Origin of the sequence: Cryobacterium shii, assembly GCF_004402595.1 — a bacterium.
Taxonomy (GTDB): Bacteria; Actinomycetota; Actinomycetes; order Actinomycetales; family Microbacteriaceae; genus Cryobacterium; species Cryobacterium shii.
The window spans coordinates 1-24,062 of record NZ_SOFY01000018.1; the positions used below are offsets into that span (position 1 = coordinate 1).

A 24,062-nucleotide genomic window follows, 5' to 3' on the forward strand; every position below is an offset into this window, starting at 1 on the left:
CTACTCGCCCTCGCCGCCGGAATCTGGCACAACTGGCTCCTCGGAACACCCAACAAACGATCCCTCATCGCCTACGACCATTAGGACTCACTCATCTAGTCGATGGGTCGGGCCACCGGTGATCGAGCCTGTCGACATCGCCCTCTGAAGGGGTCGACATGCAGTCCACCGGGGCCCGACCAGCGACCCGGACGGGCTTCTTCAGGCCTTCGGTCAGGTGTGGACGACGTTCTACGGCCGGGGGCGCGACGCCCGCATCTTCTGGATCACGGCTTTGCCCTGCGGGCTGCGCAGGTACTTGGTGACCAGGGTCACGACCACGGGGACGTACTTGAGCAGGCGAGGCATGGCGATCTCTTTTCGTCTGAAGTTCTTTGGGTGCGAGAGTGCGGAAGCGGCCGGGCGGAACGGGCCGCCCAGCCGCCCTGTGCTGGTAATCCGTGCCAGAGTCAGCGGCCGAGTACTTCGCGGTCCACGCGACGGTGGAACCGCATCCCGGCGAGTCCGCCGACGATTGCGCCGGCAAGGCTGACCAGAACGATGACGATCGCGGTGATGATGCTGCCTGCCGTGAGGTCTCCCGAATTGAGCGGGATGCTGGGAAGGCTGTTCAGGTTCCCCAGGATATTCAGCTGGCCGCCGGCGATGACACCGATGGTCCCGGCGACGGCGGCGATCACGATCGCCCACACCCACACGGCGATTCCCTGCTTGATGCCGTCGAAGCGGGCCATGCGACCGGCCACGTAGCCGCCGCACAAATAGGACACGAACACCACGACTGCGAGCACGATGGCTCCGATCAGTGCGATGGTGCCGGCGTTGTCGGCAGCAGTTCCGGCAGCCTGATCGGCGGAATCGGACTCGCCCAGGCCGACTGCGGCTCCGGCGGCAGCGAACAGGGCGGTAAGGATCACTGCGGTGCCGGTGGCGGTAAGCCAGCCGAAGAAAGCCGATCCCCACTGGATTCCGCCGAAGCGGGCCGCGTCGCGTCCGACGACCGGGTCGCGGCGGACGCCGTCGTCGCCGCGGACGCCCTCGTCGCGGATGGTCGCCCCATTTCCCGCGGGGACCCCAGCGACGGAGCCGGGATCGTCAATGTTTCGATTGATGTTTGAACCGGTTGAGTCGTATGTTGCCATGGCAATAGCTCCTCTACTGATACGAATATGGACCTGAGGTCCCGCCGAGACGGAAAACGGTCCCCGCGAGAATCTCTCAAGATGTAGTCGCATCTCGGGGGGCGTTCGTCACAGAATCAGGCGATGGATTTAAACGACGACGCGCAGGCAACAGCGAGACACCTCGACGCCATGATGGGCGACATACCCGCCTGAATCGGACCTGGGTCGACGAACGGTTCGGCCGGGGCCGGCTCAGTCGTCGGCGGTAACCAGGTAGCGGTGGCGCACGTGCCGGCGGTCAGTGCTGGCCTGCCAGAACTCCACCTCCACCGGCCGCACGGCGTACAGCTGCCAGGTCGGGTTCGGTGAACCGTCGGCGCCTGGCCGCTCGTCCCAGTCTGCGGCGGACTCCTCGGCTGACAGTTCGACGATGGTGCCGACCACGCGTACCTGGCGGCCGAGGCCAGACCAGAAGAAATTCATGGCGACCCGCGGATGCTCCGCCAGCTCCCGGCCCTTGCGCGACGCCCTCGAGGTGGCGAAGTGCCAGCCCTCGGCGTCGAGGTTCTTCAGGATCATCATTCTCGACGACACCGCACCGGCAGCGTCGGAGGTGGAGAGGGTGAACGCGTGCGGCTGGGGCAGGCCCGCGTCGAGTGCGTCGCCCAGCCATTCCCGGAACAGGTCGGCCGGGTCGGACGGCGCCGTGGCCGGGTCGAAGACCGGAAGATCAACGGGAAAATCCGGCAGGGAACGCAGCATGCTGCGGAATGATTCGCTCACGCCGCGAGCCTAGTGCGCGTTCCCTGCCGGATCCTGACCGGTGGTTCGCCCTGCAGCCTGGATTCAGGCGGAGAGCGTCAGAACGAGACTCCGCAGACCAGCGCCGCGTTCGCGAACGGCGTGGCCTCGCCCGTGCGGATAAAGAGCTTCGCCGAGGCGGAGAGGCTCTTCAGGTCCTCGTGACTGATGTACTCGATCTCATCGAAGCGCTCGGACAGCCACGCCCCGGCGGGCGCGGTCCTGGCTTCCTCCGCCGCGACGCAGCCCTGGAATACGAGCTCGTCGCGCAGGGCGTCGAGCACCTGCTCGAACCGCGGAATACCGTGCACCAGCGCCAGGTCGATCACGGGGACCCCCCGAGGGATCGGCATGCCGCAGTCCGCGAGGAGAACGATATCCGTGTGCCCGAGCCGGGCCAGCGCGCCCGACAGTTCGGCGTTCAGGATGCCCCGCCGCTTCATGCGGGCACCGTCCCGTCCAGAGTCGGCAGCGCGTCGGCGAGGGTCGGATACGAGGTCTGGGTTCCGCGGCTCTGCACCGCGAAGGCCCCGACTCGCACGGCCAGCCGAACGGCCTCCGACAGGGTCACCCCCGCGGCCAGCTGTGCGCTCAGGGCGCCGACGAAGGCGTCGCCGGCTCCGGAACTGTCCACGGCGACGACCGTGGGCGAGGCCACGGTGTGGGTGCCGTCCCGGTCGGCGCAGATGGCTCCCTTCGCGCCGCGGGTCAGCACGACGGATGCGACGCCCCACTCCAGCAGCCGGGCGACAAGCTCGGCGTCCTCCGTCGGGATCGGGCGGTCCGGCTCCAGTTGCGCGAGCACGAGGGCGGCCTCGTGCTCGTTCACGACCAGCGGGTCCGCGCGGCGGATCGCCGCGGCATCCAGTGGGATCACGGGCGCCAGGTTCAGCACGACGCGCCCCGTCGCCAGCCGCGTTGCGGCGACGATGCCCGCGGCGGGGATCTCGCCCTGGAGCACCACCACGGCGGCCGACGCGATGACGGCCGCGTTGGCCTCGACGGCCTCGGCCCCCATCATCGCGTTGGCACCGGGGATGACCACGATCGTATTCTCCCCGTCGTCGGCCACCGCGACCAGGGCGAGCCCGGTGGGACCGTCGACAGTTCGCACGGCCGACTGGTCGACGCCCGCGCGGGTCAGGATCGCCGTAGCCACCTGGGCCTGCGAGTCCCGGCCGACGGCGCCGACCATGCGCACGGAGGCGCCGAGCTGGGCCGCGGCCACGGCCTGGTTGGCGCCCTTGCCGCCGGGCAGGAACTCCATCGACGTTCCGATGAGGGTCTCGCCCGGCTGCGGGTGCCGGTCGATCCGGATCAGCTGGTCTACGTTGATGGATCCGACGACGACCACCGACCCGGGCCCGGTGTCGCCGGACGGTGCAGGGAGAGTGCTGCCGGTGAAGTCACTCACTTGGCGAAGTCGCCCACATTCGTCTTGGTGACGGAGACGACCTCGACGGGAACGTTCTTCTCGATCTTCTCGCCCTTGATGGCCTTGACGGCCAGTTCGACGGCGAGCTTGCCGAGTTCGGCCGGCTGCTGCGCGATGGTGGCGACGAGGGTGCCGGCCTTGATGGCGGCGAGTCCGTCGGAGGTGCCGTCGAAGCCGACGACGGAGACCTCGGTGCCGGCCTTGGCGCCGAGGGCCTGGATGGCGCCGAGCGCCATCTCATCGTTCTCGGCGAAGAGTCCGGTCACTCCCGGGTTGGACTGCATCAGGTTGGTGGTGACGTCGAGCGCGGCGGCTCGGTCGAAGTTCGCGGTCTGCTTGGCGACCACGGTGATCCCGGGGTAGGCCTTCATTCCCTCTTCGAAACCGGCGCCGCGGTCGCGGCTCGCCGACGTTCCGGAGACGCCCTGCAGTTGGATCACGCTGCCCTTCTCGCCCATGGCCTTGGCGAGTTCGTCGGCAGCCTGACGGCCGCCCGCCACGTTGTCGCTGGCGACAAGGGAGTCGAGGTCGGCACCGTTGACCGTGCGGTCAACACCGATGACCGGGATACCGGCCTTGAGCAGGGCGTTCACGGACGAGGCGGCGGCATCCGAGTCAACCGGGTTCACGATCACGGCCTTGGTGCTGCCCGAGGCGGCGGTCGCGAGCTGGTTGGCCTGGGTGGCCGAGTCGTTCTGGGCGTCGACGATGTTCAACTGCACTCCGGCGTCCTTGGCGGCGGCCTGGGCGCCGTCGCGCAGTTCAACGAAGAACGGGTTGTTCAGGGTGGAGATGGCCATCACGATCTTGTCGCCGGAGGCCTCGCCCCCGCCGCCACGGCCGCAGGCGGTGGTTCCGGCCAGGATCAGTGCCGCGGTGGCAGTCAGTGCTGCAATTTTCAAAAACGAGGACGACTTCATTGTTTTTCCTTTGGGTGTAGTTGGTGTAGTTGGTGTAGTTGGTGTAGTTGGGTGGTGCGGGGTGAGAGGGTCAGCTGTTGCGGGTCTTGCGGCGCAACACGTCGACTCCGACGGCGAGGGCGATGACGAGGCCGATCACGACCTGCTGCCAGAACGAGGTGACGTTGAGCAAGTTGAGGCCGTTGCGGATGACGACGAGCACCAGGGCGCCGACGAAGGTGCCGGAGATCTTGCCGAGGCCACCCGAGAGGGACGCACCGCCGATGACGACCGCGGCGATGGCGTCGAGCTCGTAGCCGGCCGCCGCCTGGGGCTGGGCGGAGTCGAGGCGGCCGGCCAGCAGCAATCCGGCGAGGGCTGCGAAGAGGCCGGCCAGGGCGAACACGGTGACGAGGATGCGCTTGACGGGCAGTCCGGACAGCCGCGCCGCCTCGGCGTTGCCGCCGACGGCGTACATGGAGCGGCCGATCACGGTGCGGTTGAGCAGGAACGAGGCAACCAGGGCCGCGAGCACGAGGATCACGATCGGCATCGGCACGGGTCCGATGTTGCCGCCGAGGAAGGAGACCTCCGCGGCGGTCTTGATCGGGCGGCCGTCCGAGATGACGAGGGTCAGGCCGCGGGCGACGCTGAGCATGGCGAGGGTGGCGATGAAGGAGGGCAGCTTGCCGTAGGCGTTGGCCAGTCCGTTGATGGTCCCGGCCAGGAGACCGACCGCCAGGCCGCCCAGGAGGGCGAGCCAGCCGGGGAGGCCGCCGCTGGCGAAGAGCCAGCCGGACGACATGGCCGACAGGGCCGCCACGGCGCCCACCGACAGGTCGATCCCGCCCGCGACGATGACGAAAGTCATACCGAAGGCCAGCACGGCCACGGTCGACACCTGGATGCCGATGTTGAGCAGGTTCTGCGCGGTCAGGAAGTCGGGGGTCGCGATGAACAGGGCGATGCAGAGAACGACGAGGCCGACGAGGGCGCCGTTGTTGGCGAGGAACTTCTTGTAGTTGAAGCTTCGGCGCTTCGCCGGCAGGATTGTGGTGGACATGGTGTGCTTCCCTATCTCTAATCGTTCTGCTCGTCGACATCGCGGGCGGCGAGTGTCATGACTGCGTCTTGGGTGGCTTCGGCCGCGGTGAGCTCGCCCGCGATCCGGCCGTCGCGCATCACGAGGATGCGGTCGCTCATGCCGAGAATCTCGGGCAACTCGCTGGAGACCATCAGGATGGCTCCCCCGGCCGCCGTGATGGCGTTCATCAGTTCGTAGATCTCGACCTTGGCGCCCACGTCGACGCCGCGGGTGGGCTCGTCAAGCAGCAGCACCGTGGAAGCGGCGATGATCCAGCGGCCGAACACGGCCTTCTGCTGGTTACCGCCGGAGAGAGCGCGGATCGGCTGGTCGATGGTGTGCATCCGGATGCGCAGCTTCTTGGCCACTTCCGAGGCCCGGCGGCGCTGGCCGGTGAAGTCGACCAGCCCCATCCTGGCGGTGGACGCGAGGGTGGCGTAGCCGAGGTTGTCGTTGACGGATGCGTCGAGCACCAGCCCCTCTCCCTTGCGGTCCTCGGGCACGTGCCCGATGCCCGCGGCGATGGCCGCCGGGATGCTGCCGTGGGGCAGGACCTGTCCGCGCACCGCGACGGAGCCGGAGGAGTAGTTGTCGACCCCGGCGATGGCCCGGATCAGTTCGGTGCGGCCGGCTCCGACCAGCCCGGCGATGCTGAGCACCTCGCCGGCCTTGACGGTGAAGCTGATGTCGTCGAACTTTCCGGCCGAGGTGAGCTTCTCGACCCGGAGGATCTCGGCGGCCTCGCCCGAATGTCCGGCAACGCGCGGGAACTGGTCCTCGATGCTGCGGCCGACCATGAGTTTGACGAGGTCGGCTTCGGGCGTGGACGCGGGCACTTCGGCGATGAATTCGCCGTCGCGCAGCACGGTGACGGTGTCACCGACCTCGGCGATCTCGTCGAGGTGGTGGCTGATGAACAGCATCCCCACTCCGCGGCGGCGCAGGTCCGCCATCACGGCGAACAGGCTTTCGGTCTCGTGGCGGGTCAGGGCGGCGGTGGGCTCGTCCAGAATCAGGATGCGGGCATTGATGCTCAGGGCCTTGGCGATTTCGACCAGTTGCTGCTGGGCGATGCCCAGCTCGCCGACCAGGGTGTCGACGTCGACGTCGAGCCCGATCAGGGCGAGGGCGGCGCGCGCCCGGTTGCGCAGGGCGCTGCGGTCGACCATGCCGTGTTTGGTGGGCGTGCGTCCGAGCATGACGTTCTCGGCGATGCTCATCGTGGACACCAGGTTGAGTTCCTGGTGGATGGTGGCGATTCCGAGCTCCTCGGCGGCCCGGGTCGTGGGCAGGACGACCGTCTTCCCGTCGACGACGATGTGACCGGCGTCGGGTTGGTACACGCCCGCCATCATCTTGATCAGGGTGGACTTGCCGGCGCCGTTCTCGCCGAGCAGCACCTGCACCTGGCCGGCGTAGACGCTGACGGTGACGTCTTTGATGACCGTCACCGGGCCGAAGCTTTTGCCCACGTTCTGCAGGGTGACCAGTGGTTCTTGACTCATTTCAGTTCTTCCTCGGGCGGAGCCCGGCTGAGGGGGAGATGGGCGACGACGATGAGGCCCGGATGATGAGTTCGCTGGGCAGCACCACCGATTCCGGGGTACCGCCGGCGATGACCTGCAGGAGCATCTCGACGGCCAATCGGCCCATGTCTTCGACGCTGTGGGAGATGACGCTGAGTGCGGGGTTGAGCAGGGCGAACCACTCGACGTCGTCGAAGGCGATCATCGCGATGTCCGTGCCGATACGCAAGCCCCGCTTGTGCAGGATGGCGAGGGCGCCCACGGCCATCAGGCTGTCCGCGGCCAGCAGGGCGGTGGGCGGCTCGTCGAGGTCGAGCAGCGCATGCACGCCCGCCGAGCCGCTCGCCGCCTGGAAGTCACCGAAGTAGACGAGTTCGGGGTCCTGGCTGAGCCCGGTGTCCGCCACGGCAGAGGTGAAGGCCGCGAACCGCTCCCGACCGGTCGAGGTGGCTTGCGGGCCCGAGATGTACCCGATCCGGGTATGACCGACGGATGAGAGGTGCTCGACGGCCTGGCGGATGCCGGCCTCACTGTCGGTCGTCACGCTCGGCACATCGATGCCGTCCACCGTGCGGTCGACGAACACCGTGGGGATCTCCCGCTCGATCAGGGAGGCGATGCTGCCGCTGCCGTCGCCGAGCGGCGCCACGATGATGCCGTCCACCCGGCGAGAGATCAGGGTGTCCAGGTAGCGGTCCTGCTGTTCCTTGCGCTCATTGGCGTTGCCGAGCAGGGTGACGTACCCCTCGGAGAGCGCGGCCTGCTCGACGGTGTGGGCGAGGTCGGCGAAGAACGGGTTGCGAACATCCGACACCAGCAGGCCGATGGAATCGCTGCGGGTGGAGCGCAGTGCCCGCGCCTGGGCGTTGGGCCGGTAGTCCAGCTCGGTGATGGCCGCGGCCACCCTGGCCCGCGCCCCGGGCGAGGTGGCCGGGTTGCCGGAAAGCACACGGGACGCGGTGGCCGCCGAGACGCCGGCCAGCGACGCCACATCCTTGATCGTGATCTCCGCCATCGTGTCACCCCTTTGTGTTCATGGAATCGTTTCCATGGAATCGATTCCATACTAGATCGCGAGGTGAGCGAATGTCAATGCGTGCCGCCCTGCGAGCCGCAACGGGCCGACCCCTGCCGGGCGGAGAACCGACCCGGCCGATCAGGCCTGGGGCGCGAGGCCCCGGTCCGCGTTAAGCAGCCCGAGGGCGAAGTACTCGACCCGGTTCTTGCCCTGCGCCTTGGCGGCGTACATCGCCACGTCGGCCCGGTGCACCAAACCCTCGACGCCGACCCCGGGGATCGCCGTCGCGACGCCGATGCTGGCGCCGACCCGCACGGAGCGCCCGCCTGCACCGCCGCCGATCGGGAAGGGTGCGTGGATGGCCGCCACCATCCGCTCGGCCACCGCGGCCGCGGCCTCCGGGGTCGTGTCCCGCAGCAGCACCGCGAACTCGTCGCCGCCGAGTCGGGCGCAGAGGTCCGTCGGACGGGTGCAGCGCAGCAGCCGGGCTGCCACATCCACCAGCAGGGCATCGCCGGCGCCGTGACCTAAGGCGTCGTTGACGTCCTTGAAGTCGTCCAGGTCGAGGAACAGCACCTGCGTTTCATGCGAACCGGCCTCGGCGATCGTCTCGGCCAACCCGGCCAGGAACGACGATCGGTTGTCGAGCAGGGTCAGCGAGTCGGTGCGGGCCAGCATCGTCAGGTCCCGGTGGGCGTCGCTGGTGCGGATCGCCAGGGCCACCTGGGCGACGAGGCCCCGCACCGACAAGAGAACCTCGGCGGGCATCCGTCTGGGGGCGCCGACCAGCAGCCAGCCGCGGTGATCGCGGCCCTCGAAAGCCAGGCACTCCCACATCACGGGCGTTCCGACGGCGGCGTTGAGGGGTGCCGGGTCGAGGATGCGCGCGTAGGCGGACCCCGGCCGGGTGAACAGCACGTCGGCCGCCAGCCGGGTCGGCGCCGTGCGGAAGGTGCCGGCGGTTCCGTCCACTCTGAGGTCAGAGCCTTCCGCAACCACTCTGAGCAGGCGCAGCCCGGGAGCGGCGGCGCATAAATCGGTCGAGGCATCCCAGGCCAGGGCGATGATCGCGTCAGGGTCTACCGCGCCGAGCAACTGGGCACCGGTCTCGGCCAGAACCCGGTCGCGGCCGATGCTCTGGTCCCGGGCCACGAGGGATTTGCCCAGCTGCCGGGCGATGGCCACGGTGACGAAGAGGGCGGGAAGCACCGCCGAGTAGATGCCGGGATCGATTCCGAACTCGGTCCCGAACAGCAGCGGCCACAGCCCGAAGGGCAACCCCAGAGCGGCCGCATAGAGGCAGACCCGGAGCAGCGCCTGCCAGGCGGAGCCGTACAGGCTGCGAAACCACAGGGCCCCGAACACGACAATCACCACGGCCCCGGGCTGGGGTGAGGCGAGCGCGATGCCGATGAGCGCCGCCGCATCGACGATGTCCAGCCCGACGGGGGCACTCCCGCGGCGATAGCCGAAGATCCAGGAGGCAGTGAGCATCAGCGCAGCGGCCGGGCCAAGGATCATCAGGCCGCCGCGGGCGCCGAGGAGCACGCCGGGAACGGTGAGCGCCGCCGAGACCACGGCCAGCCAGAGGAAGAGCCAACGGACGCCGTCCGCGACGCCCCGGGGCCGCGCCGCGGCAATCGGGCGGGCCCGATCGAGCACGAGGCCGTGCGCCGCTGCGTCCATGCTTTCAACGTAGGCGACGGCCGCCGCCGTGTCCCCCTAAACGAGGACCCCAGTTCGGGGGCAGGCGGGCGCCGGGTGCCGGTCGCCCGCCATCCCTCTCGCACCGCCAGTGCGTCCATTCCGGTCGAGAGTGCCCGTTGCGCCGGTCACACTCGACCGGAACGGTCACACTCGGCGGGCCTGTGGCTAGGGCCGGGGACGTCCGGTGAACGCGTCCATCGACCGGTAGACGCCGAATACCCGGCCCGCAACGGCGTCCCAGAGCGGCAACGGCAGCACTCCGCGCACCACGGTGGAGAGCCCGACCGTCCACGGCATCGTGAGCATCGGACGGCCGGCGAGCATCGCCCGCCACACCCGGTCGACCACGTGATCCGGGGTCATCAGCGGAGTCAGCAGCGGCCCGCGGGCCCCCGCGAACATGCCGGTGGAGATGTAGCTCGGGCTCACGGTGGTGACCTTCACGTGGCCGTACCTCTGCTGCACCAGTTCGAGGCGCAGCGAGTCGCTCCAGCCGATCAGGGCCGCCTTGGACGCCGCGTACACGCTCATCCGCGGGTTGGACAGCAGCCCCGCCGCCGAGGCGACGTTCACGATCCGGGACTCCCGGCCCGGGTTGTTCATCATCATCGGCAGGAATTCCCGGGTGATGTACATGGGCGCGAGCGCGTTCACCTGCATGGTCGGCCGGGTGTCGTCACCGTTGTCGTGCTCCCAGAAGAAGGATCCGCGCACGATGCCGGCGTTGTTGATCACGATGTCCGGGTGTCCCACCTCGGTGCGCACCCGCTGGGCGGTCTGCGCAATCGCCCCCAGGTCGGCGATGTCCACGACGAAGGGGGCCACGAGGGTGCGGCCGGCCGATCGCTCGGTCAGGATGGCGGCGGTCACGGCGAGCGCCGCGGCATCACGGTCCCAGAGGATCACGGCCTCGGCGCCCTCGGCCACGGCCCGCTCCGCGTAGAGGCGGCCCATGCCCATGGCTGCGCCGGTGATCAGCACGCGGGCTCCGGAAACGGTTCGAGTCATGGACCAATCATCCCAAGAAGGGCGGACCCGCGTCTTACGCCGGGCGCCGGCTCGGCGCTGATCCGCATTCCAGCGGCTACTCAGCGACGGATGGGATCGTAGAGATCCCCGACTCAGCACCCGAGCCAAGGAGCACACCATGGGATTCTTCGACCGACTCTTCGGAACCGAACCGCAGGCGCAACGCGAGCAGCGGCCCCGCCCACCCCAGCGCACCGACGACGAGATCGCCGTGGAGCGTTACCAGTACCTGCTGCGCACGGCGCCGCCCGAGACGATCGAGCAGGTGCACACGGAGGCGTTCAGCAAACTCACCGATGAGCAGCGGGACCTCCTCTTCCGCCAGCTCAGCGAGAGCGTCGGCGCGAGCGAACGCCCGGCGAACGCCGAGCCGGCCGCGCTGGCTCAGGCGGCCACCCGGGCGGAACTGCGGCAGCCCGGCACCCTCGCCCGCAGCTTCGGCAACCAGGGCGGCTCGGGCCAGGGCGGCCCGAGCTTCGGCAGCATGGTCGGCAGCTCCCTGCTCGGCACCGTCGCCGGCTACGTGATCGGTTCCGCGCTGGTGAGCGCCTTCCTGCCCATGGATTCCGGTTCGACGGATGCCTCCGGCGACTCGGGCGATTCCGGCGGAGGCGACTCCGGTGGAGACTCCGGCGGCGGCGACGGCGACGCGAGCGGCGGTGCCTCGGGCGGCGGAGATTTCGGCGGTGACTTCGGCGGCGGCGGAGACTTCGGCGGTGACTTCGGCTTCTGAGCCACCCGCCCCTCCACCCGCCCACGCGACTTCCCCCTGCCCCCTGCCGCGAGTGCGGGTGAATCGTCGGTTTGGACGCCCCATACCGACGATTCACCCGCACTCGTGGCCGGACGGCGGACCCGGCGGGACGACTGCCGTGCCGGGACAGTGGCGGGGCTGTAACCTGAGGATTCGCGGTGGAATGGCGTCGCGACGGCGTGTGCCGCGGCATCCGTCGGCTGAGACTGGAACAGGGCTGGTCATCGTGCGCGAAGCCGGGGTGTTGATCCTGCTGCGGCACGGCGAGAGCACCGCGAATGCCGCCGGGCTGTTCACGGGTGTGCTCGATGCGCCGCTGTCGGAGCAGGGCATCCGCGAGGCGCACGCCGCCACCGCCCTGCTCAACCTCGCGCTGGCGGGCGAGCTCCTGCCCGGTTCCGGCGCCGGCGCCGGCGCCGGCGCCGACCCGCCCCCGGTCACCCTCCTCACCTCGACGCTGGCGCGCGCGCGGCAGACCGCCGACATCGTGGCCGCCGGGCTGGCCCTCCCGCCGGCCGGCTGCGACGCCGACTGGCGGCTTAATGAGCGCAATTACGGCGCCCTGACCGGCCGATCCAAGGACGATGTGCGGGCGGAGTTCGGCGAGGAACAGTTCGTGGCCTGGCGCCGCTCCGTCGACGCGGCCCCGCCGCCGATGAGTGACGCTCTCTACGACGAATTCGCCCGCTCGGCCCTGTTCCGCGGCCTGCCGCCGGCGGCCCTGACCCGCACCGAGGCGTTGAGCGAGGTGATCGAGCGGGTCGGCGCCGTCCTCGAAGAGCGAGTCGACCCGCTGCTGGCCCGCGGCCAGACGGTGCTCGTGATCGCGCACGGCAACTCGCTGCGCGCCCTGTGCGCGGTTCTCGACGGCCTGGACGACCAGCAGATCCGCGACCTGAACCTGCCCACCGGGCATCCGCTGGTCTACCGGTTCGACTCCGCCGACCGGCCCAACCCGGCCGGCGGCCGGTATCTCGACGCCGTGACCGCGCTGGCGGCGGCGGTCAGGCTCGCGAGCGAGGGCGGAACCTAGCGCGCTGCAGGCTCGTCCGTCCCGAGGGGATCCCCGCTCGCGCCGCCTCCCGGGCGCGCGCTGCCTGAGGCGCGGAGCGCCAGGAGGCGGCAGACCGTCGCGACCGCCCGCTCGAGGTTCCTCGGGCCGTCCCGAAGCGCCTGCGACAGGTCGCTGATCCCCGCCACGATCGGCACCAGAACGCTGAACCCGTGGTCGTACAGCGCCTCGGCGCCGTCGCCGATCCGGCCGGCGAACGCGATCACCGGCACATCCGCACGTGCGGCGACCTCGGCCACCCCGAGCGGGGCCTTGCCGCGGAGGGTCTGGGCATCGACGCTGCCCTCGCCGGTGAAGACGTAGTCCGCCCCGTCCAGACGCACGGCGAGGCCGGCCGCCTGCATCACCACCTCGATGCCGCGCCGCATCCGGCAGTCGAAGCAGCCCAGGAAGGCCGCGCCGAGACCGCCCGCCGCGCCGGCCCCGGACTCCCCGGCGACGTCGTATCCGGTGGTCTCGGCCAGCACCCGGGCGTAGACGGTGAGGGCCGCGTCGAGTTCGCGCACCATCACCTCGTCCGCGCCCTTCTGCGGGCCGAAGACGGCGGCGGCCCCCTCCGCGCCGAGCAGCGGGTTGGTCACGTCGCTCGCGATCTCGAACGTCGCGTCGAACAGGCGCGGGTCGAATCCGGCCAGGTCGATCCGGGCCAGCCGTGCCAGGGCGGCGCCCCCGCCGGGAAGGTCCCGGCCGTTTGCGTCGAGCAGACGCGCGCCGAGGGCGTGCAGCATCCCGGCGCCGCCGTCGGTGGTCGCCGATCCGCCCAGCCCGATCACGAACCGGCGGGCGCCCCGGTCCAGCGCATCGGTGATCAGCTGCCCCACGCCGAAGGTACTGGCGTTCCGCGGGTCGCGGTCGGCCGGGTCGATGAGCTGGATGCCCGCGGCCGCCGCGATCTCGATGATCGCCAGCCGTTCGTCGGCGACGTAGCCGTACCGGGCGACCCTCGGCCGGCCGAGCGCATCCAGGGCCTTCGCCACGATCAGGGCGCCGCCACGGGCGGCGACGAGCGCGTCAACGGTCCCCTCGCCGCCGTCCGCCATCGGCAGACCCACACACTCGGCGTCGGGGAACACGGTCCGGATGCCCCGTTCCATGGCGGCGACGGCCTCGGCCGCGGACATGGACTCCTTGAACGAGTCGGGGGCCAGAACGAACTTCATGAAACGATCCTCCCGGTCACGGATGCCCGCCGCAAACCGGACCGGGCGGCGGCGCGGCGCGTAGGCTCGAATCCATGCGATTCGGACTCTTCATACCCCAGGGCTGGCGTCACGATCTGGTCGGCATCGACCCGGCCGAGCAGTGGGCCGCCATGAGCGGCCTCGCGGCGCACGCCGACGCTGGCGACTGGGAGTCGATCTGGGTGTACGACCACTTCCACACCGTGCCGGTGCCCAGCGAAGAGGCCACCCACGAAGCCTGGACCCTGATGAGCGCGTTCGCCGCGACCACCTCCCGGGTTCGACTCGGCCAGATGTGCACCTGCATCAGCTACCGCAATCCCGCCTACCTGGCGAAGGTGGCCTCGACCATCGACATCATCTCCGGCGGACGGGTCGAGATGGGCATCGGCGCCGGCTGGTACGAGCACGAGTGGCGCGCCTATGGCTACGGCTTCCCGCGCGCCGGCGAGCGCCTGGCCCGCCTCGACGAGGGTGTGCAGATCATGCGCCAGGCCTGGACGACCGGGAAGGCCACCCTCGACGGGCAGCACTATCAGGTGGACGGCGCCATCGTGCGGCCGCTCCCGCTGCAGGACGGCGGCATCCCGATCTGGATCGCCGGCGGCGGCGAGAAGGTCACCCTGAAGATCGCGGCGAAGTACGCGGACTACACCAACTTCGACGGCTCGCCCGAGGGTTTCACGCACAAGAGCGACCTGCTCCAGGCGCACTGCGCCGCCGTCGGCACCGACTTCGACGCGATCACCCGCTCCGCGAACTACAACACCGTGATCGGGGCCACCGAGGCCGAGGTCGCCGAGCGTCTCGACGCCATCCAGGCCCGGGTCACGCCCTACCTCGGCGAGTCCCGCGCGGAGGAGTTCATGGCCGAGTACCGCAGCGGCACCGCCCAGGGCGTCGGCACGCCCGAGCAGGTCGCCCGGCGCCTGCAGGGCATGAAGGAGCGTGGCCTCGGCTACGCCATCCACTACTTCCCCGAGGCGGCCTACGACCGCTCCGGCATCGAGCTGTTCGAGCGCGAGGTCATGCCCGCGCTGCGCTAGCCGTTCTTCCCACGGCGCCCGCGCGTCCGCCCGTCCGCCCAACGAATTCGCCGCTTCCGGTCGAGTTCGACCGGCACACCACTCGAACTCGACCGCAACTGTCGAACTCGGCGCATCAGAGCGCGAGGATGGAACCCATGAGCACCATCAGGAACAGCAACACCGGCAACACCGGCAACTCCAACAACACCAACAACACCGGCGACGCCGGGCATCCGTCGCCGACGATCGGCGCACCGGCAAGCGCCACCGCAAGCGCCACCGCCCGCATCGCCTGGCAGGAGTCCGGGCATCCCCGGTCGGCCCTGTGGCGCTCGGAGAGCGGCTGGGCCCCGTTGAAACGCGTCGTGATCGCCGACGACACGATGACCGCGGATGCCGCCTACCGCCTCGCGCAGAACGGCACCGGCATGCTCTGGCGCGGCGACTTCCTGGGCGCCCGCCAGTTGCTCAGCGCCCTCGGCCGCCGGGTCGACCGCGGCCGGCAGACGCCCGCGACCGACCTGGCCTCCGCGTTCCGACGCTACCGGTCGGAGGCCCTGCGCCGCGCGCAGTTGCTGGCCCTGGTCCTGGTCCCGTTGGACGCCGACTACACGGTGCCGCTGCGCCGCGCCCCCGATGTGCGGCAGGCCTGCACCGAGACCTACGGTCCGGCCACGGATGCCTCGGTGACCCCCCTGCGCGAGCTGCTCGGCGTGATCGGGGCGCATGAGTGGCGCACGACCGGCGTCGACGTCCCCGCGCTCGGTGCGCGCATCCACCCCCACTACGGCGTCTTCTCCCCCGTGCGCGGCGAATACCTCGACCTGGTGAACACGGCCCCGCTCCCGGACGCCGCCGCCGGCCCCACCGGCACCGCGTTCGACATCGGCACCGGTACCGGCGTGCTCGCGGCCGTGCTCGCGCGCCGCGGCATCGCTCACGTGGTCGGCACCGACCAGGAGCCGAGGGCCCTGGCCTGCGCGCGTGAGAACATAACCCGGCTCGGGCTGGCCGGTTCGGTCGACATCGTCGAAGCCGACCTGTTCCCCGCCGGGCGCGCCGACCTGGTGGTCTGCAACCCGCCGTGGATCCCCGCCTCGGCCGTCACCGCCACCGACTTCGCCGTCTACGACCCGGACAGCCGGATGCTGCGGGGTTTCCTGGCCGGACTGGCAGACCACCTCGCGCCCGCCGGCGAGGGCTGGCTCGTCCTCTCCGACATCGCCGAGCACCTGGGCCTCCGCTCCCGCGGCGCCCTGCTCGACCTGATCGAGGACGCCGGCCTGGCGGTCGTGGCCCGGCTGGACACCAAGCCGGTGCACCGCCGCGCCGCCGACACGGCCGACCCCCTGCACGCGGCCCGGTCGAAGGAAACGACCTCGCTCTGGCGGCTGACGGCGGCCTCCCCGACGGATTCCTGACCCGACTCAGCTGCTTGATCTGCTTGAGTCAGCTGAGCGGATGCGCGGCAGCGCCGCCCGCATCCGTGCCCGTGCCTGCGCTCGTTGCCGTTGCCGTTCCCTTGCCCGCGGCCAGACGCCAGCGGGACCAGGGCCAGACGCCGTCCATCTCCACCTCGAGCGAGAAGCTGAGCAGCACCCGGATCACCACGATGGCGCCCAGCACCAGCACGCTCTGCGGGGTCGGATCGACGAGGATCGTGCGGATGATGTCGGCGATGATCAGCACCTCGAGGCCGAGCAGGATGGCCCGGCCGAGGTTGCGGCGCAGCCCGGTGTAGGCGCCCGGCCGGGTGTCGGCCCGCAGCACCGCCGGCACCGCGGCGATGACCGCGGCCGCACCACCGAGCACCATGATGGCCGCACCGGCAGCCTCGACGACCCGGATGACCACGGCGATCACCTGCTCAAAGTCCATCGGCCGCGCTCCTCGCTGTGTGGTTGTTGTGACGATACCGCGCGCCGGTCGGGCCTGTCGACATCGGCGGCTGCCGATCCATCGCCCGGCAGCGACGGCGCAGCGCCGCCGCATCCGTCATGCCCGAACTCAAACGCCGCAACCGGGCCCGAGAGTCGCCGTCGCCACCCAGCGTCGCCGTCGGGACGGCGTCATTCGGCGCAATCGGCGACACTCGCCACGGGACGTCCGCACCGAACGGTGATTTTCGTCGCGGTGATGCCGGCAAAGCGGCGATTCGTTGCGAGAAGTCGCAAGAAAACACCGGCCAGCTCCCGATACTCTGGACGATGGCGCCGATGCTGGCGCCGCCGCACCATCACCAAAGCCGCGACCGCGGCACTCACGAAGGACGGGAGGTTCCCATGTCGAATTATGTTGCGCAAGACGCACTGGTCGGAGAGCCCGAGGTTCTCGAGGATGTCGCCACCCACCCGGCCTGGCTCCGCCTCAAGTCCGCCGCCACGGCGCTCCAGGCCGGCCAGGTTCAGGACGGCTCGATCCCGAACGCCGACGCCCACACGGATGCCGAGGCCCACGTCGACGTGATCATCGCGGCCATCGACGAACTCACGCCGCTGTTCCCGCACGACGCCGCCTACCTCGCGGCCTCGGTCCGGGACTTCGAGCGCTGGCGCAGCGAGGGCTTCGGCCTGCCGGACTTCTACGACTCCCTGATGGCGTTCCAGCCGCAGCAGCACCGGGCCGACGGCATCCGTCACCTGGTCGTGTTCCCGATGTACACGCAGAACGGCAGCTCGAACCGGCTGGTCGAGGCCGTGCTGATCGAGGTCATCTGGCCGGAATTCATCGACGAGCTGGAGCAGGAATACACCAACAAACTGTTCGTGCCGATTCGGTTCCTCGATTTCACGCCCGGCTACGACACCAACTCGGCCGTCCTGTTCCCCGAGACGGTCGCGATGCGCGAGATTCCCACCTTCACCTGGGGTGCGATTTTCGCCGACCGCGAGGCTGCCCGGTTCCGCCGGGTCGTGCGCGCGGCCGCCGAGATCACGCGACTCGAACTGCCGGAGGACGCCGCCGCGCTGCTCGACGACCAGCACCTGACCGAGGAAATGTTCGTCATGTGGGACCTCATCCACGACCGCACGCACATGCGCGGCGACCTGCCGTTCGACCCGTTCATGATCAAGCAGCGGATGCCGTTCTTTCTCTACTCCCTCGAGGAGCTGCGCTGCGACCTGACCGCGTTCCGCGAATCGGTCACGATCGAACGGGACGAGAGCGCCAGCCCGGAGGCGCGCCGGCACGCGAAACTGGTGCAGTACGGCGTGATCTTCGACCGGATCTTCCGGTTCTCGATCACCGGCAGCCGGGTGCGCAACTACGACGGCCTCGGAGGTCAACTGTTGTTCGCGTGGATGCATCAGCACCACGTGCTGCACTGGACCGACACGGCCCTCACCTTCGACTGGGACGGTGTCCCCGACGTGGTGATCGCGCTCGGCAAGCAGATCGACGACCTCTACTGGGCGTCGATCGACCGGCCGAAGAAGTCGCACTGGCTGGCCGCCTACGACATGATCGCGAAGACCCTCACGCCCAACCCGGCGTCGCAGTGGTCCCGCGGTCTGCCGCTGGAGGTGCTCGCCGGCTCGCCGAAGGGGTACACCGACCTGGTCCTGGACGACGAGTTCCCGCTGTCGATGTTCTTCGAGGCGCTCGACAAGAAGATGAAGTCCGTGATCGAGTCGACGGCCGGGCTCACCGGGCGTGACTGACAGCATGGGCGCAACCGAGCGGCCGGCGCCCGACGCCGGCCGCTCGGTTGACGCCGCAAGCCGCGCCGCTGCTGGCCGCACCGTGCTCATCGCCGGTGCGACCAGCGCGGCCGGTCGCGCGGTGGCGTCCGCACTGACGGATGCCGGCGCGCGCGTGATCGCGGTCGGCTCCAACGCCGAGCGCCTGCAGACGATGCAAAGTGACCTGCCCGGCCTGCTCACGTACCGCTGTGATCTCGCCGATTTCGCGGCCGTCACCGCCCTGGCCGACGCCGTTCGGGCCGACGCCGGCCCGATCGACGGCCTGATCCACCTCGTCGGCGGCTGGCGCGGCGGCGGCGGCCTGGTCGGCCAGACCGACGCGGACTGGGACTTCCTGCACGCCCACGTCGTCACCACCCTGCGCAACACCACCCGCGCCTTCAACGACGACCTGCTCGCCTCCCCGGCCGGCCGGCTGGCGATCGTCTCGTCGGTGTCGGTCGACAAACCGGCCCCCGGCGGCGCGAACTATGCCGCAGCGAAGGCCGCGGCCGAGACCTGGACCCGCGCGGTCGGCCAGGGCTTCGCGAAGGCGGGCACGGATGCCGCGGCGGTCATCTTCGTCGTGCGGGCCCTCGACGGGCTCGAAGGCCGGCTCGCGGCCGCGGTCGCGGGCCTCTGGGACGTGCCGGCGGCATCCGTCAACAACACCCGGGTTCTCCTGGCCCCGCCCGCCGCCTGACCGGTCGCCGGCAGTCCGCGGCGCGCTAACGTGGTGCGCACAGGCGACGGAGGGGCGGGCATGCTCGAGATCAGGGGTGTGACCAAGCGGTACGGCACCCGAATGGTGCTGACCGACCTGAGTTTCGGCGTCGGAGGCGGCCGGCTGACCGGCTTCGTCGGCGCCAACGGAGCCGGCAAGACCACCACCATGCGCATCATCGTGGGCGTGCTCTCCGCCGACTCCGGCACCGTCCTCCGGGACGGCGTCCCGCTCAGCGTCGACGACCGCCGCCGCTTCGGCTACATGCCCGAGGAGCGAGGCCTCTACCCGAAGATGAAGGTCGGTGAGCAACTCGTCTACCTGGCCCGCCTGCACGGGCTGAGCCCGGCATCCGCCCGCCGCAACACCGCCGAACTGCTCGAGCGCCTCGGCCTCGGCGAGCGCGCCGGCGACCTCGTGCAGTCCCTGTCGCTGGGCAACCAGCAGCGCGCCCAGATCGCGGCCGCCCTCGTGCACGACCCCGAGTTCCTGGTGCTCGACGAGCCGTTCTCCGGCCTCGACCCGATCGCGGTGGAGGCGGTCATGGAGGTGCTCGCAGGCTTCGCCGCGCAGGGCGCGCCGGTGCTGTTCTCCTCGCACCAGCTCGACATCGTCGAACGCCTCTGCGACGACCTCGTGATCATCGCCGACGGGGAGATCCGCGCGAACGGCTCCCGGGATGAGCTGCGCGAGCGTCACAGCAGCCTCCGCTTCGAGCTGCGCTGCGCCGGGGATGCCGGCTGGGTCCGGAACGTGCCCGGCATCACGGTGATCGACCTCGACGGCGGCCTCGCCGTGTTCGAAGCCGACACGGATGCCGCCAGCCAGGCCGTGCTGCGGCTGGCCGTCGAGCGCGGACCGGTGGTCTCCTTCAGCCGACAGCGACCCAGCCTCGCCGCGATCTTCAAGGAGGTCGCGCAGTGAGACCCGCCCGCACCACCGACGGGGTGCGCGCCCGCCCCCGGCATCCGGCGCCCGGCTTCGGCCGGAGCGTCTGGCTGGTCGCCACCCGCGAGATCGTCGCCCGGCTGCGCAGCAAGGCGTTCCTGATCTCGACCGGCATCCTGCTGCTCATCTCGATCGGCTCCGTCGTCGCCGGGGGCATCGCGAGCCAGAACCAGGCCCATCCGAAGGTGGCGGTGGTGGGGGCGGCCGGCCGGCTGGTGGAGCTAACCGAAGCCTTCACGGCCGTGAAGGCCGACGACGTCGCCGCGGCCGAGGCGCTGGTGCGCGCCGGAACGGTCTCCGCTGCCGTCGTCCCCGCCACCGGGGACACCTCACCGCTCGACGTCCGCGTCATCGCCCTCGACTCCGCCCCGCTGGTGCTGCTGGGCGCCCTGAGCGTGAGCCCGCCGGTGAGCCTGCTCGAGCCGTCCCCGCAGAGCGGCGGCCTGGCCTACCTGGTGGCCATCGGATTCGGGCTGGTCTTCTTCATGTCGGCGATCACGTTCGGCTCGACCATCGCGCAGAGCGTGGTGGAGGAGAAGCAGACCCGCGTGGTGGAGATCCTGATGACGACCATCCCGGTGCGGGCGCTGCTCGGCGGCAAGATCGTCGGCAATAGCGTGATGGCGTTCGGGCAGATCGTCATGATCGGGGCCCTGGTGGCGATCGGCATGGCCGCGACCGGCCAGAGCGGGCTGCTGGGCGCGATCGGTCCGTCGATCGCCCTGTTCGCGGTGTTCTTCGCGTTCGGCTTCGTGATGCTCGCCGCACTCTTCGCCGCCACCGCGTCGATGGTGTCCCGTCAGGAGGACGTCGGGTCGGCCACCTCCCCCGTGCTGGTGCTCGTGATGATCCCCTACTTCCTGGTCATCTTCTTCAACGACAACCCCACGGTGCTCGCGATCATGTCGTACATCCCGTTCTCGGCTCCGGTCGGCATGCCGATGCGCCTCTTCCTGGGCACGGCCGCGTGGTGGGAGCCGCTGGCCTCCCTGGCCATCCTGCTCGCCGCGACGCTAATGGTCATCCTGCTCGGCTCCCGCATCTACGCGAACTCCCTGCTCCGGATGGGCGCCCGGGTCACCTTCCGCCAGGCCCTCCGCGGCTAGCCCTAACCAATTCGACGGAAATTTTGCTCCCCCAAGCCGGTTTCGGCCCGAAATCGGCCGTTTGACGCAAAATCTCCGTCGAATTCGCACGACGCCCGCACAGAAGCGGAACAGCCCGATGCGCAAAGATGGAGGGGTGACTCAACTCCATGACCTTTCTTCGCGCGGGTTCGCCTCCGACAACTACTCCGGGGTCCACCCCGAGATTCTCGATGCGATCGTGTCCGCCAACGGTGCGCACCAGATCGCCTACGGCGAGGACGTCTATACCGCCCGGCTGCAGCAGGTGTTTGCCGAACACTTCGGCGCGGGCGTCGAAGCATTCCCGGTCTTCAACGGTACCGGCGCGAACGTGATCGGCCTGCAGTCGATGCTGCCGCGCTGGGGCGCCGTGATCTGCGCGTCGACCGCCCACATCAACACGGATGAAGCGGGCGCCCCCGAAAAGGTGGCCGGCATCAAGCTCCTCACCGTCGACACCCCGGACGGCAAGCTCACCCCCGCGCTGATCGACCAGCAGGCCTGGGGCTGGGGCGACGAGCACCGGGCGCAGCCGCTGGTCGTGTCGATCACCCAGACCACCGAGCTCGGCACCGCCTACACCGTGGAGGAGGTGCGGGCCATCGCCGACCACGCGCACGCCAACGGGATGAAACTGCACATGGACGGCGCCCGCCTCTCCAACGCCGCAGCCTCGCTGGGACTGCCGTTCCGCGCCTTCACCCGCGACGCCGGCGTCGACGTGCTCAGCTTCGGCGGCACGAAGAACGGCATGATGTACGGCGAGTGCGTCGTGGTGCTGAACCCCGAGGCATCCGCCGGCCTGATCTACCTGCGAAAACTGAACATGCAGCTCGCCTCGAAGATGCGTTTCATCTCGGCCCAGCTGATCGCGCTGCTCGGCGGCGACCTCTGGCTGCGCAACGCCGGCCACGCCAACGCCATGGCCAAGCGGCTGCGCACCGCCCTCGAGGCCGGGATCGCCGACAGGTCCGTCACCGGAGTGACGTTCACCCAGGCCACCCAGGCCAACGCCATCTTCGCGGTGCTGCCGCCGGGGGTGGCCGACCGCCTGCGCGGTTCGTTCCGTTTCTACGACTGGGACCCGGCCACCAATGAGGTGCGCTGGATGTGCGGCTACGACACCGAGGAAGCCGACATCGACGCCTTCGTCGTGGCCCTGATCAGAGAGCTGGCCGTCTGATGAACGTTTTCGAGAACAAGCCCTGGCTCGGCTCCTACGCCTCGGGCGTACCGAGCACCATCACCGAGCCGACCGAGACGCTCTCCGACATGATCGAGATGTCCGCGCACCACTTCCGCGAGAACGTGGCCCTCGATTTCTTCGGCGCCACGACCACGTATGCGCAGCTCGGCGAGCAGATTTCGCGGGTGGCCAACGGGCTGCTCCGGCTCGGCGTCAAGCCCGGCGACCGGGTGGCGCTCGTGCTGCCGAACTGCCCGCAGCACGTCGTCGCGTTCTACGCCGCGCTGCGCCTGGGCGCGGTCGTCGTCGAGCACAACCCGCTCTACACCGAACGCGAGCTGCGGCACCAGTTCGAGGACCACGGCGCCACCCTGGCCATCGTCTGGGACAAGGTCTACCAGACCGTGTCCGACTTCCCCGCCGACATGGGCCTGCGCACCGTGGTCGCCGTCGACCTGACGGATGCGATGCCCCTCTCCAAGCGTTTCCTCCTGCGCCTGCCCGTGGCCAAGGCCCGCGAGTCCCGCGACGCGCTCACCGCCGGCCCGCTGCGCAAGGGCGCGCTGACCTGGCGTTCGCTGGTGGATTCACGGAAGCTCCGCCACAACCACCCGCGCCCGCAGATCACCGACACGGCCGTTCTGCAGTACACCAGCGGCACCACCGGCACCCCGAAGGGCGCCATTCTCAGCCACTTCAACCTGCGCGCGAACGCGCTGCAGGGCGAGGCGTGGGTGCCCGGGCTGCACCGGGGCGAAGAGGTCTTCTACGCCGTGCTGCCCATGTTCCACGCCTACGGCCTGACTCTGTGCCTCACCTACGCGATGGCCACCGGCGCCCGGCTGGTGCTGTTCCCCAAGTTCGACGAGAAGCTGCTGCTCGATGCGGCCCGCCGCACCCCGCCCACGTTCATGCCGGCGGTCCCGCCGATCTACGACCGGCTGATGCGCGCCGCGGAGAAGAAGAACGTGAGCCTGCGCAGCATCCGTTTCGCCATTTCGGGCGCGATGAGCCTGCCGGTGTCGATCGTGGAGCGCTGGGAGAAGGCGACCGGCGGACTGCTGGTCGAGGGCTACGGCGTGACCGAGGCCTCCCCGATCGCCGTCGGCAACCCGATGGGCCCGACAAGGCGTCCCGGCACGGTGGGCGTGCCGTTCCCGAGCACGGAGATCCGGGTGATCGACCCGGCGGACCCGACCGTCGACCGCGGCATCGAGGAGGAGGGCGAGCTGCTCATCCGCGGCCCGCAGGTCTTCTCCGGCTACTGGGACCAGCCGAGCGAAACGGCCAAGGTGCTGCTCGAGGGCGGCTGGCTGCGCACCGGCGACATCGTGCGCGTCTCGGCCGATGGGTTCATCACGGTCGTCGACCGCATCAAGGAGCTCATCATCACCGGAGGCTTCAACGTGTCGCCGTCGGAGGTGGAGGCGGCCCTTCTGTCGCACCCGGACGTCGCCGACGCCGCCGCCGTCGGGCTGCCCAGCGCGAACGGGGGCGAGGATGTCGTCGCCGTCGTCGTCCTGGCGGAGGGGACCAGCCTCGATGTCGAGGCCCTGCGCACCCATTGCCGCACCCGGCTCTCGGCCTACAAGGTGCCCCGCCGGATCGTGCAGGTCGACGAGCTCCCCCGCTCCCTGATCGGCAAGGTGCTCCGCCGCGAGGTGCGCAACGGACTCACCGAGCAGTAGCCCCGCCCGCACCGCGCCCCTCCTGGGAGAGGTTCGGCGAGCACGCGG

The 24,062-nt window shown here is 70.0% G+C and carries 22 protein-coding genes; 10 read left to right on the forward strand and 12 right to left on the reverse strand.

The annotated features are described in order from the left end of the window. Window positions 1-449: 449 nt before the first annotated feature. The 10 genes from E3O49_RS04620 to E3O49_RS04665 all read right to left on the reverse strand — a co-directional run bounded on the left by E3O49_RS04620 (window position 450) and on the right by E3O49_RS04665 (window position 10,602). Window positions 450-1,142, reverse strand: coding sequence for a hypothetical protein (locus tag E3O49_RS04620; protein ID WP_134367770.1), 693 nt, complete (start codon window positions 1,140-1,142; stop codon window positions 450-452). Window positions 1,143-1,376: 234 nt separating this feature from the next. After that, entirely contained in the window at window positions 1,377-1,907 is a 531-nt protein-coding gene (locus E3O49_RS04625) for a pyridoxine/pyridoxamine 5'-phosphate oxidase (RefSeq protein ID WP_134367772.1), read from the reverse strand. Window positions 1,908-1,984: 77 nt separating this feature from the next. After that, on the reverse strand, window positions 1,985-2,368 hold the full coding sequence (gene rbsD / locus E3O49_RS04630; protein ID WP_134367774.1) for a D-ribose pyranase: 384 nt from the start codon (window positions 2,366-2,368) through the stop codon (window positions 1,985-1,987). Next, window positions 2,365-3,339, reverse strand: a complete 975-nt coding sequence (locus tag E3O49_RS04635) for a ribokinase (protein WP_134367776.1) — start codon at window positions 3,337-3,339, stop codon at window positions 2,365-2,367. Before E3O49_RS04635 ends, rbsD begins: the two co-directional genes overlap by 4 nt. Next, window positions 3,336-4,280 (reverse strand): substrate-binding domain-containing protein, encoded by a 945-nt coding sequence (locus E3O49_RS04640; RefSeq protein WP_134367826.1) that lies wholly within the window; start codon window positions 4,278-4,280, stop codon window positions 3,336-3,338. Before E3O49_RS04640 ends, E3O49_RS04635 begins: the two co-directional genes overlap by 4 nt. 70 nt (window positions 4,281-4,350) lie before the next feature. Continuing rightward, window positions 4,351-5,322, reverse strand: a complete 972-nt coding sequence (locus E3O49_RS04645; RefSeq protein ID WP_134367778.1) for an ABC transporter permease — start codon at window positions 5,320-5,322, stop codon at window positions 4,351-4,353. A gap of 17 nt (window positions 5,323-5,339) precedes the next feature. Further along, a complete protein-coding gene (locus tag E3O49_RS04650; protein ID WP_134367780.1) occupies window positions 5,340-6,848 on the reverse strand; it encodes a sugar ABC transporter ATP-binding protein in 1,509 nt (502 codons plus the stop codon). Window position 6,849: 1 nt separating this feature from the next. After that, window positions 6,850-7,884 carry a LacI family DNA-binding transcriptional regulator gene (locus E3O49_RS04655; protein WP_134367782.1) on the reverse strand — a complete coding sequence of 345 codons (1,035 nt, stop codon included), beginning with the start codon at window positions 7,882-7,884 and terminating at the stop codon, window positions 6,850-6,852. Window positions 7,885-8,025: 141 nt separating this feature from the next. Then, the gene (locus tag E3O49_RS04660; protein WP_134367784.1) at window positions 8,026-9,573 is read right to left on the reverse strand and encodes a GGDEF domain-containing protein; all 1,548 of its coding nucleotides are present in this window, start codon (window positions 9,571-9,573) and stop codon (window positions 8,026-8,028) included. A 186-nt stretch (window positions 9,574-9,759) separates the two neighbouring features. Further along, on the reverse strand, window positions 9,760-10,602 hold the full coding sequence (locus tag E3O49_RS04665; RefSeq protein WP_134403246.1) for an SDR family NAD(P)-dependent oxidoreductase: 843 nt from the start codon (window positions 10,600-10,602) through the stop codon (window positions 9,760-9,762). Window positions 10,603-10,741: 139 nt separating this feature from the next. On the opposite strand from E3O49_RS04665, the gene E3O49_RS04670 reads away from it, so the two are divergent. Beyond that, on the forward strand, window positions 10,742-11,356 hold the full coding sequence (locus E3O49_RS04670) for a hypothetical protein (RefSeq protein ID WP_134367788.1): 615 nt from the start codon (window positions 10,742-10,744) through the stop codon (window positions 11,354-11,356). A 184-nt stretch (window positions 11,357-11,540) separates the two neighbouring features. After that, window positions 11,541-12,410, forward strand: coding sequence for a 2,3-bisphosphoglycerate-dependent phosphoglycerate mutase (locus tag E3O49_RS04675; RefSeq protein ID WP_134405979.1), 870 nt, complete (start codon window positions 11,541-11,543; stop codon window positions 12,408-12,410). Here E3O49_RS04675 and E3O49_RS04680 read toward each other — a convergent pair. Continuing rightward, window positions 12,407-13,609 carry a glycerate kinase gene (locus tag E3O49_RS04680; RefSeq protein WP_134367790.1) on the reverse strand — a complete coding sequence of 401 codons (1,203 nt, stop codon included), beginning with the start codon at window positions 13,607-13,609 and terminating at the stop codon, window positions 12,407-12,409. The genes E3O49_RS04675 and E3O49_RS04680 overlap by 4 nt on opposite strands. Before the next feature lie 74 nt (window positions 13,610-13,683). Between E3O49_RS04680 and E3O49_RS04685 the strand changes: the two genes are divergently transcribed. Continuing rightward, the gene (locus E3O49_RS04685) at window positions 13,684-14,676 is read left to right on the forward strand and encodes an LLM class F420-dependent oxidoreductase (RefSeq protein WP_134367792.1); all 993 of its coding nucleotides are present in this window, start codon (window positions 13,684-13,686) and stop codon (window positions 14,674-14,676) included. Between the two features lie 137 nt (window positions 14,677-14,813). Next, window positions 14,814-16,079, forward strand: coding sequence for a methyltransferase (locus tag E3O49_RS04690; protein ID WP_134411038.1), 1,266 nt, complete (start codon window positions 14,814-14,816; stop codon window positions 16,077-16,079). Window positions 16,080-16,107: 28 nt separating this feature from the next. Here the strand turns inward: E3O49_RS04690 and E3O49_RS04695 are convergent, their stop codons facing one another. Then, window positions 16,108-16,536 (reverse strand): DUF1622 domain-containing protein, encoded by a 429-nt coding sequence (locus E3O49_RS04695; protein ID WP_134367795.1) that lies wholly within the window; start codon window positions 16,534-16,536, stop codon window positions 16,108-16,110. A gap of 404 nt (window positions 16,537-16,940) precedes the next feature. Here E3O49_RS04695 and E3O49_RS04700 point away from each other — a divergent pair, with 404 nt between their 5' ends. The 6 genes from E3O49_RS04700 (at window position 16,941) to E3O49_RS04725 (ending at window position 24,014) form a co-directional block, all read left to right on the forward strand. Then, entirely contained in the window at window positions 16,941-18,320 is a 1,380-nt protein-coding gene (locus E3O49_RS04700) for a DUF6421 family protein (RefSeq protein ID WP_134367797.1), read from the forward strand. Between the two features lie 4 nt (window positions 18,321-18,324). Continuing rightward, on the forward strand, window positions 18,325-19,044 hold the full coding sequence (locus E3O49_RS04705) for an SDR family oxidoreductase (protein WP_134367799.1): 720 nt from the start codon (window positions 18,325-18,327) through the stop codon (window positions 19,042-19,044). A gap of 60 nt (window positions 19,045-19,104) precedes the next feature. After that, the gene (locus tag E3O49_RS04710) at window positions 19,105-19,989 is read left to right on the forward strand and encodes an ABC transporter ATP-binding protein (RefSeq protein ID WP_134451064.1); all 885 of its coding nucleotides are present in this window, start codon (window positions 19,105-19,107) and stop codon (window positions 19,987-19,989) included. Further along, window positions 19,986-21,119, forward strand: a complete 1,134-nt coding sequence (locus E3O49_RS04715) for an ABC transporter permease (RefSeq protein ID WP_241976202.1) — start codon at window positions 19,986-19,988, stop codon at window positions 21,117-21,119. The genes E3O49_RS04710 and E3O49_RS04715 overlap by 4 nt, the downstream gene beginning before the upstream one ends. 118 nt (window positions 21,120-21,237) lie before the next feature. Beyond that, window positions 21,238-22,323 carry a threonine aldolase family protein gene (locus E3O49_RS04720; protein ID WP_134451066.1) on the forward strand — a complete coding sequence of 362 codons (1,086 nt, stop codon included), beginning with the start codon at window positions 21,238-21,240 and terminating at the stop codon, window positions 22,321-22,323. After that, a complete protein-coding gene (locus tag E3O49_RS04725; protein ID WP_134403251.1) occupies window positions 22,323-24,014 on the forward strand; it encodes a long-chain-fatty-acid--CoA ligase in 1,692 nt (563 codons plus the stop codon). Before E3O49_RS04720 ends, E3O49_RS04725 begins: the two co-directional genes overlap by 1 nt. Window positions 24,015-24,062 lie beyond the last annotated feature (48 nt).

Bases quoted from the DNA above. Each gene is read 5' to 3' on its own strand.
- E3O49_RS04660 (WP_134367784.1), bottom strand. From the start codon at position 9,573: ATGGACGCAGCGGCGCACGGCCTCGTGCTCGATCGGGCCCGCCCGATT.
- E3O49_RS04680 (WP_134367790.1), bottom strand. From the start codon at position 13,609: ATGAAGTTCGTTCTGGCCCCCGACTCGTTCAAGGAGTCCATGTCCGCG.
- E3O49_RS04650 (WP_134367780.1), bottom strand. From the start codon at position 6,848: ATGAGTCAAGAACCACTGGTCACCCTGCAGAACGTGGGCAAAAGCTTC.
- E3O49_RS04725 (WP_134403251.1), top strand. From the start codon at position 22,323: ATGAACGTTTTCGAGAACAAGCCCTGGCTCGGCTCCTACGCCTCGGGC.
- E3O49_RS04695 (WP_134367795.1), bottom strand. From the start codon at position 16,536: ATGGACTTTGAGCAGGTGATCGCCGTGGTCATCCGGGTCGTCGAGGCT.
- E3O49_RS04665 (WP_134403246.1), bottom strand. From the start codon at position 10,602: ATGACTCGAACCGTTTCCGGAGCCCGCGTGCTGATCACCGGCGCAGCC.
- E3O49_RS04675 (WP_134405979.1), top strand. From the start codon at position 11,541: ATGGCGTCGCGACGGCGTGTGCCGCGGCATCCGTCGGCTGAGACTGGA.
- E3O49_RS04620 (WP_134367770.1), bottom strand. From the start codon at position 1,142: ATGGCAACATACGACTCAACCGGTTCAAACATCAATCGAAACATTGAC.
- rbsD (WP_134367774.1), bottom strand. From the start codon at position 2,368: ATGAAGCGGCGGGGCATCCTGAACGCCGAACTGTCGGGCGCGCTGGCC.
- E3O49_RS04700 (WP_134367797.1), top strand. From the start codon at position 16,941: ATGTCGAATTATGTTGCGCAAGACGCACTGGTCGGAGAGCCCGAGGTT.
- E3O49_RS04640 (WP_134367826.1), bottom strand. From the start codon at position 4,280: ATGAAGTCGTCCTCGTTTTTGAAAATTGCAGCACTGACTGCCACCGCG.
- E3O49_RS04710 (WP_134451064.1), top strand. From the start codon at position 19,105: ATGCTCGAGATCAGGGGTGTGACCAAGCGGTACGGCACCCGAATGGTG.
- E3O49_RS04720 (WP_134451066.1), top strand. From the start codon at position 21,238: ATGCGCAAAGATGGAGGGGTGACTCAACTCCATGACCTTTCTTCGCGC.
- E3O49_RS04685 (WP_134367792.1), top strand. From the start codon at position 13,684: ATGCGATTCGGACTCTTCATACCCCAGGGCTGGCGTCACGATCTGGTC.
- E3O49_RS04645 (WP_134367778.1), bottom strand. From the start codon at position 5,322: ATGTCCACCACAATCCTGCCGGCGAAGCGCCGAAGCTTCAACTACAAG.
- E3O49_RS04670 (WP_134367788.1), top strand. From the start codon at position 10,742: ATGGGATTCTTCGACCGACTCTTCGGAACCGAACCGCAGGCGCAACGC.
- E3O49_RS04655 (WP_134367782.1), bottom strand. From the start codon at position 7,884: ATGGCGGAGATCACGATCAAGGATGTGGCGTCGCTGGCCGGCGTCTCG.
- E3O49_RS04705 (WP_134367799.1), top strand. From the start codon at position 18,325: ATGGGCGCAACCGAGCGGCCGGCGCCCGACGCCGGCCGCTCGGTTGAC.
- E3O49_RS04690 (WP_134411038.1), top strand. From the start codon at position 14,814: ATGAGCACCATCAGGAACAGCAACACCGGCAACACCGGCAACTCCAAC.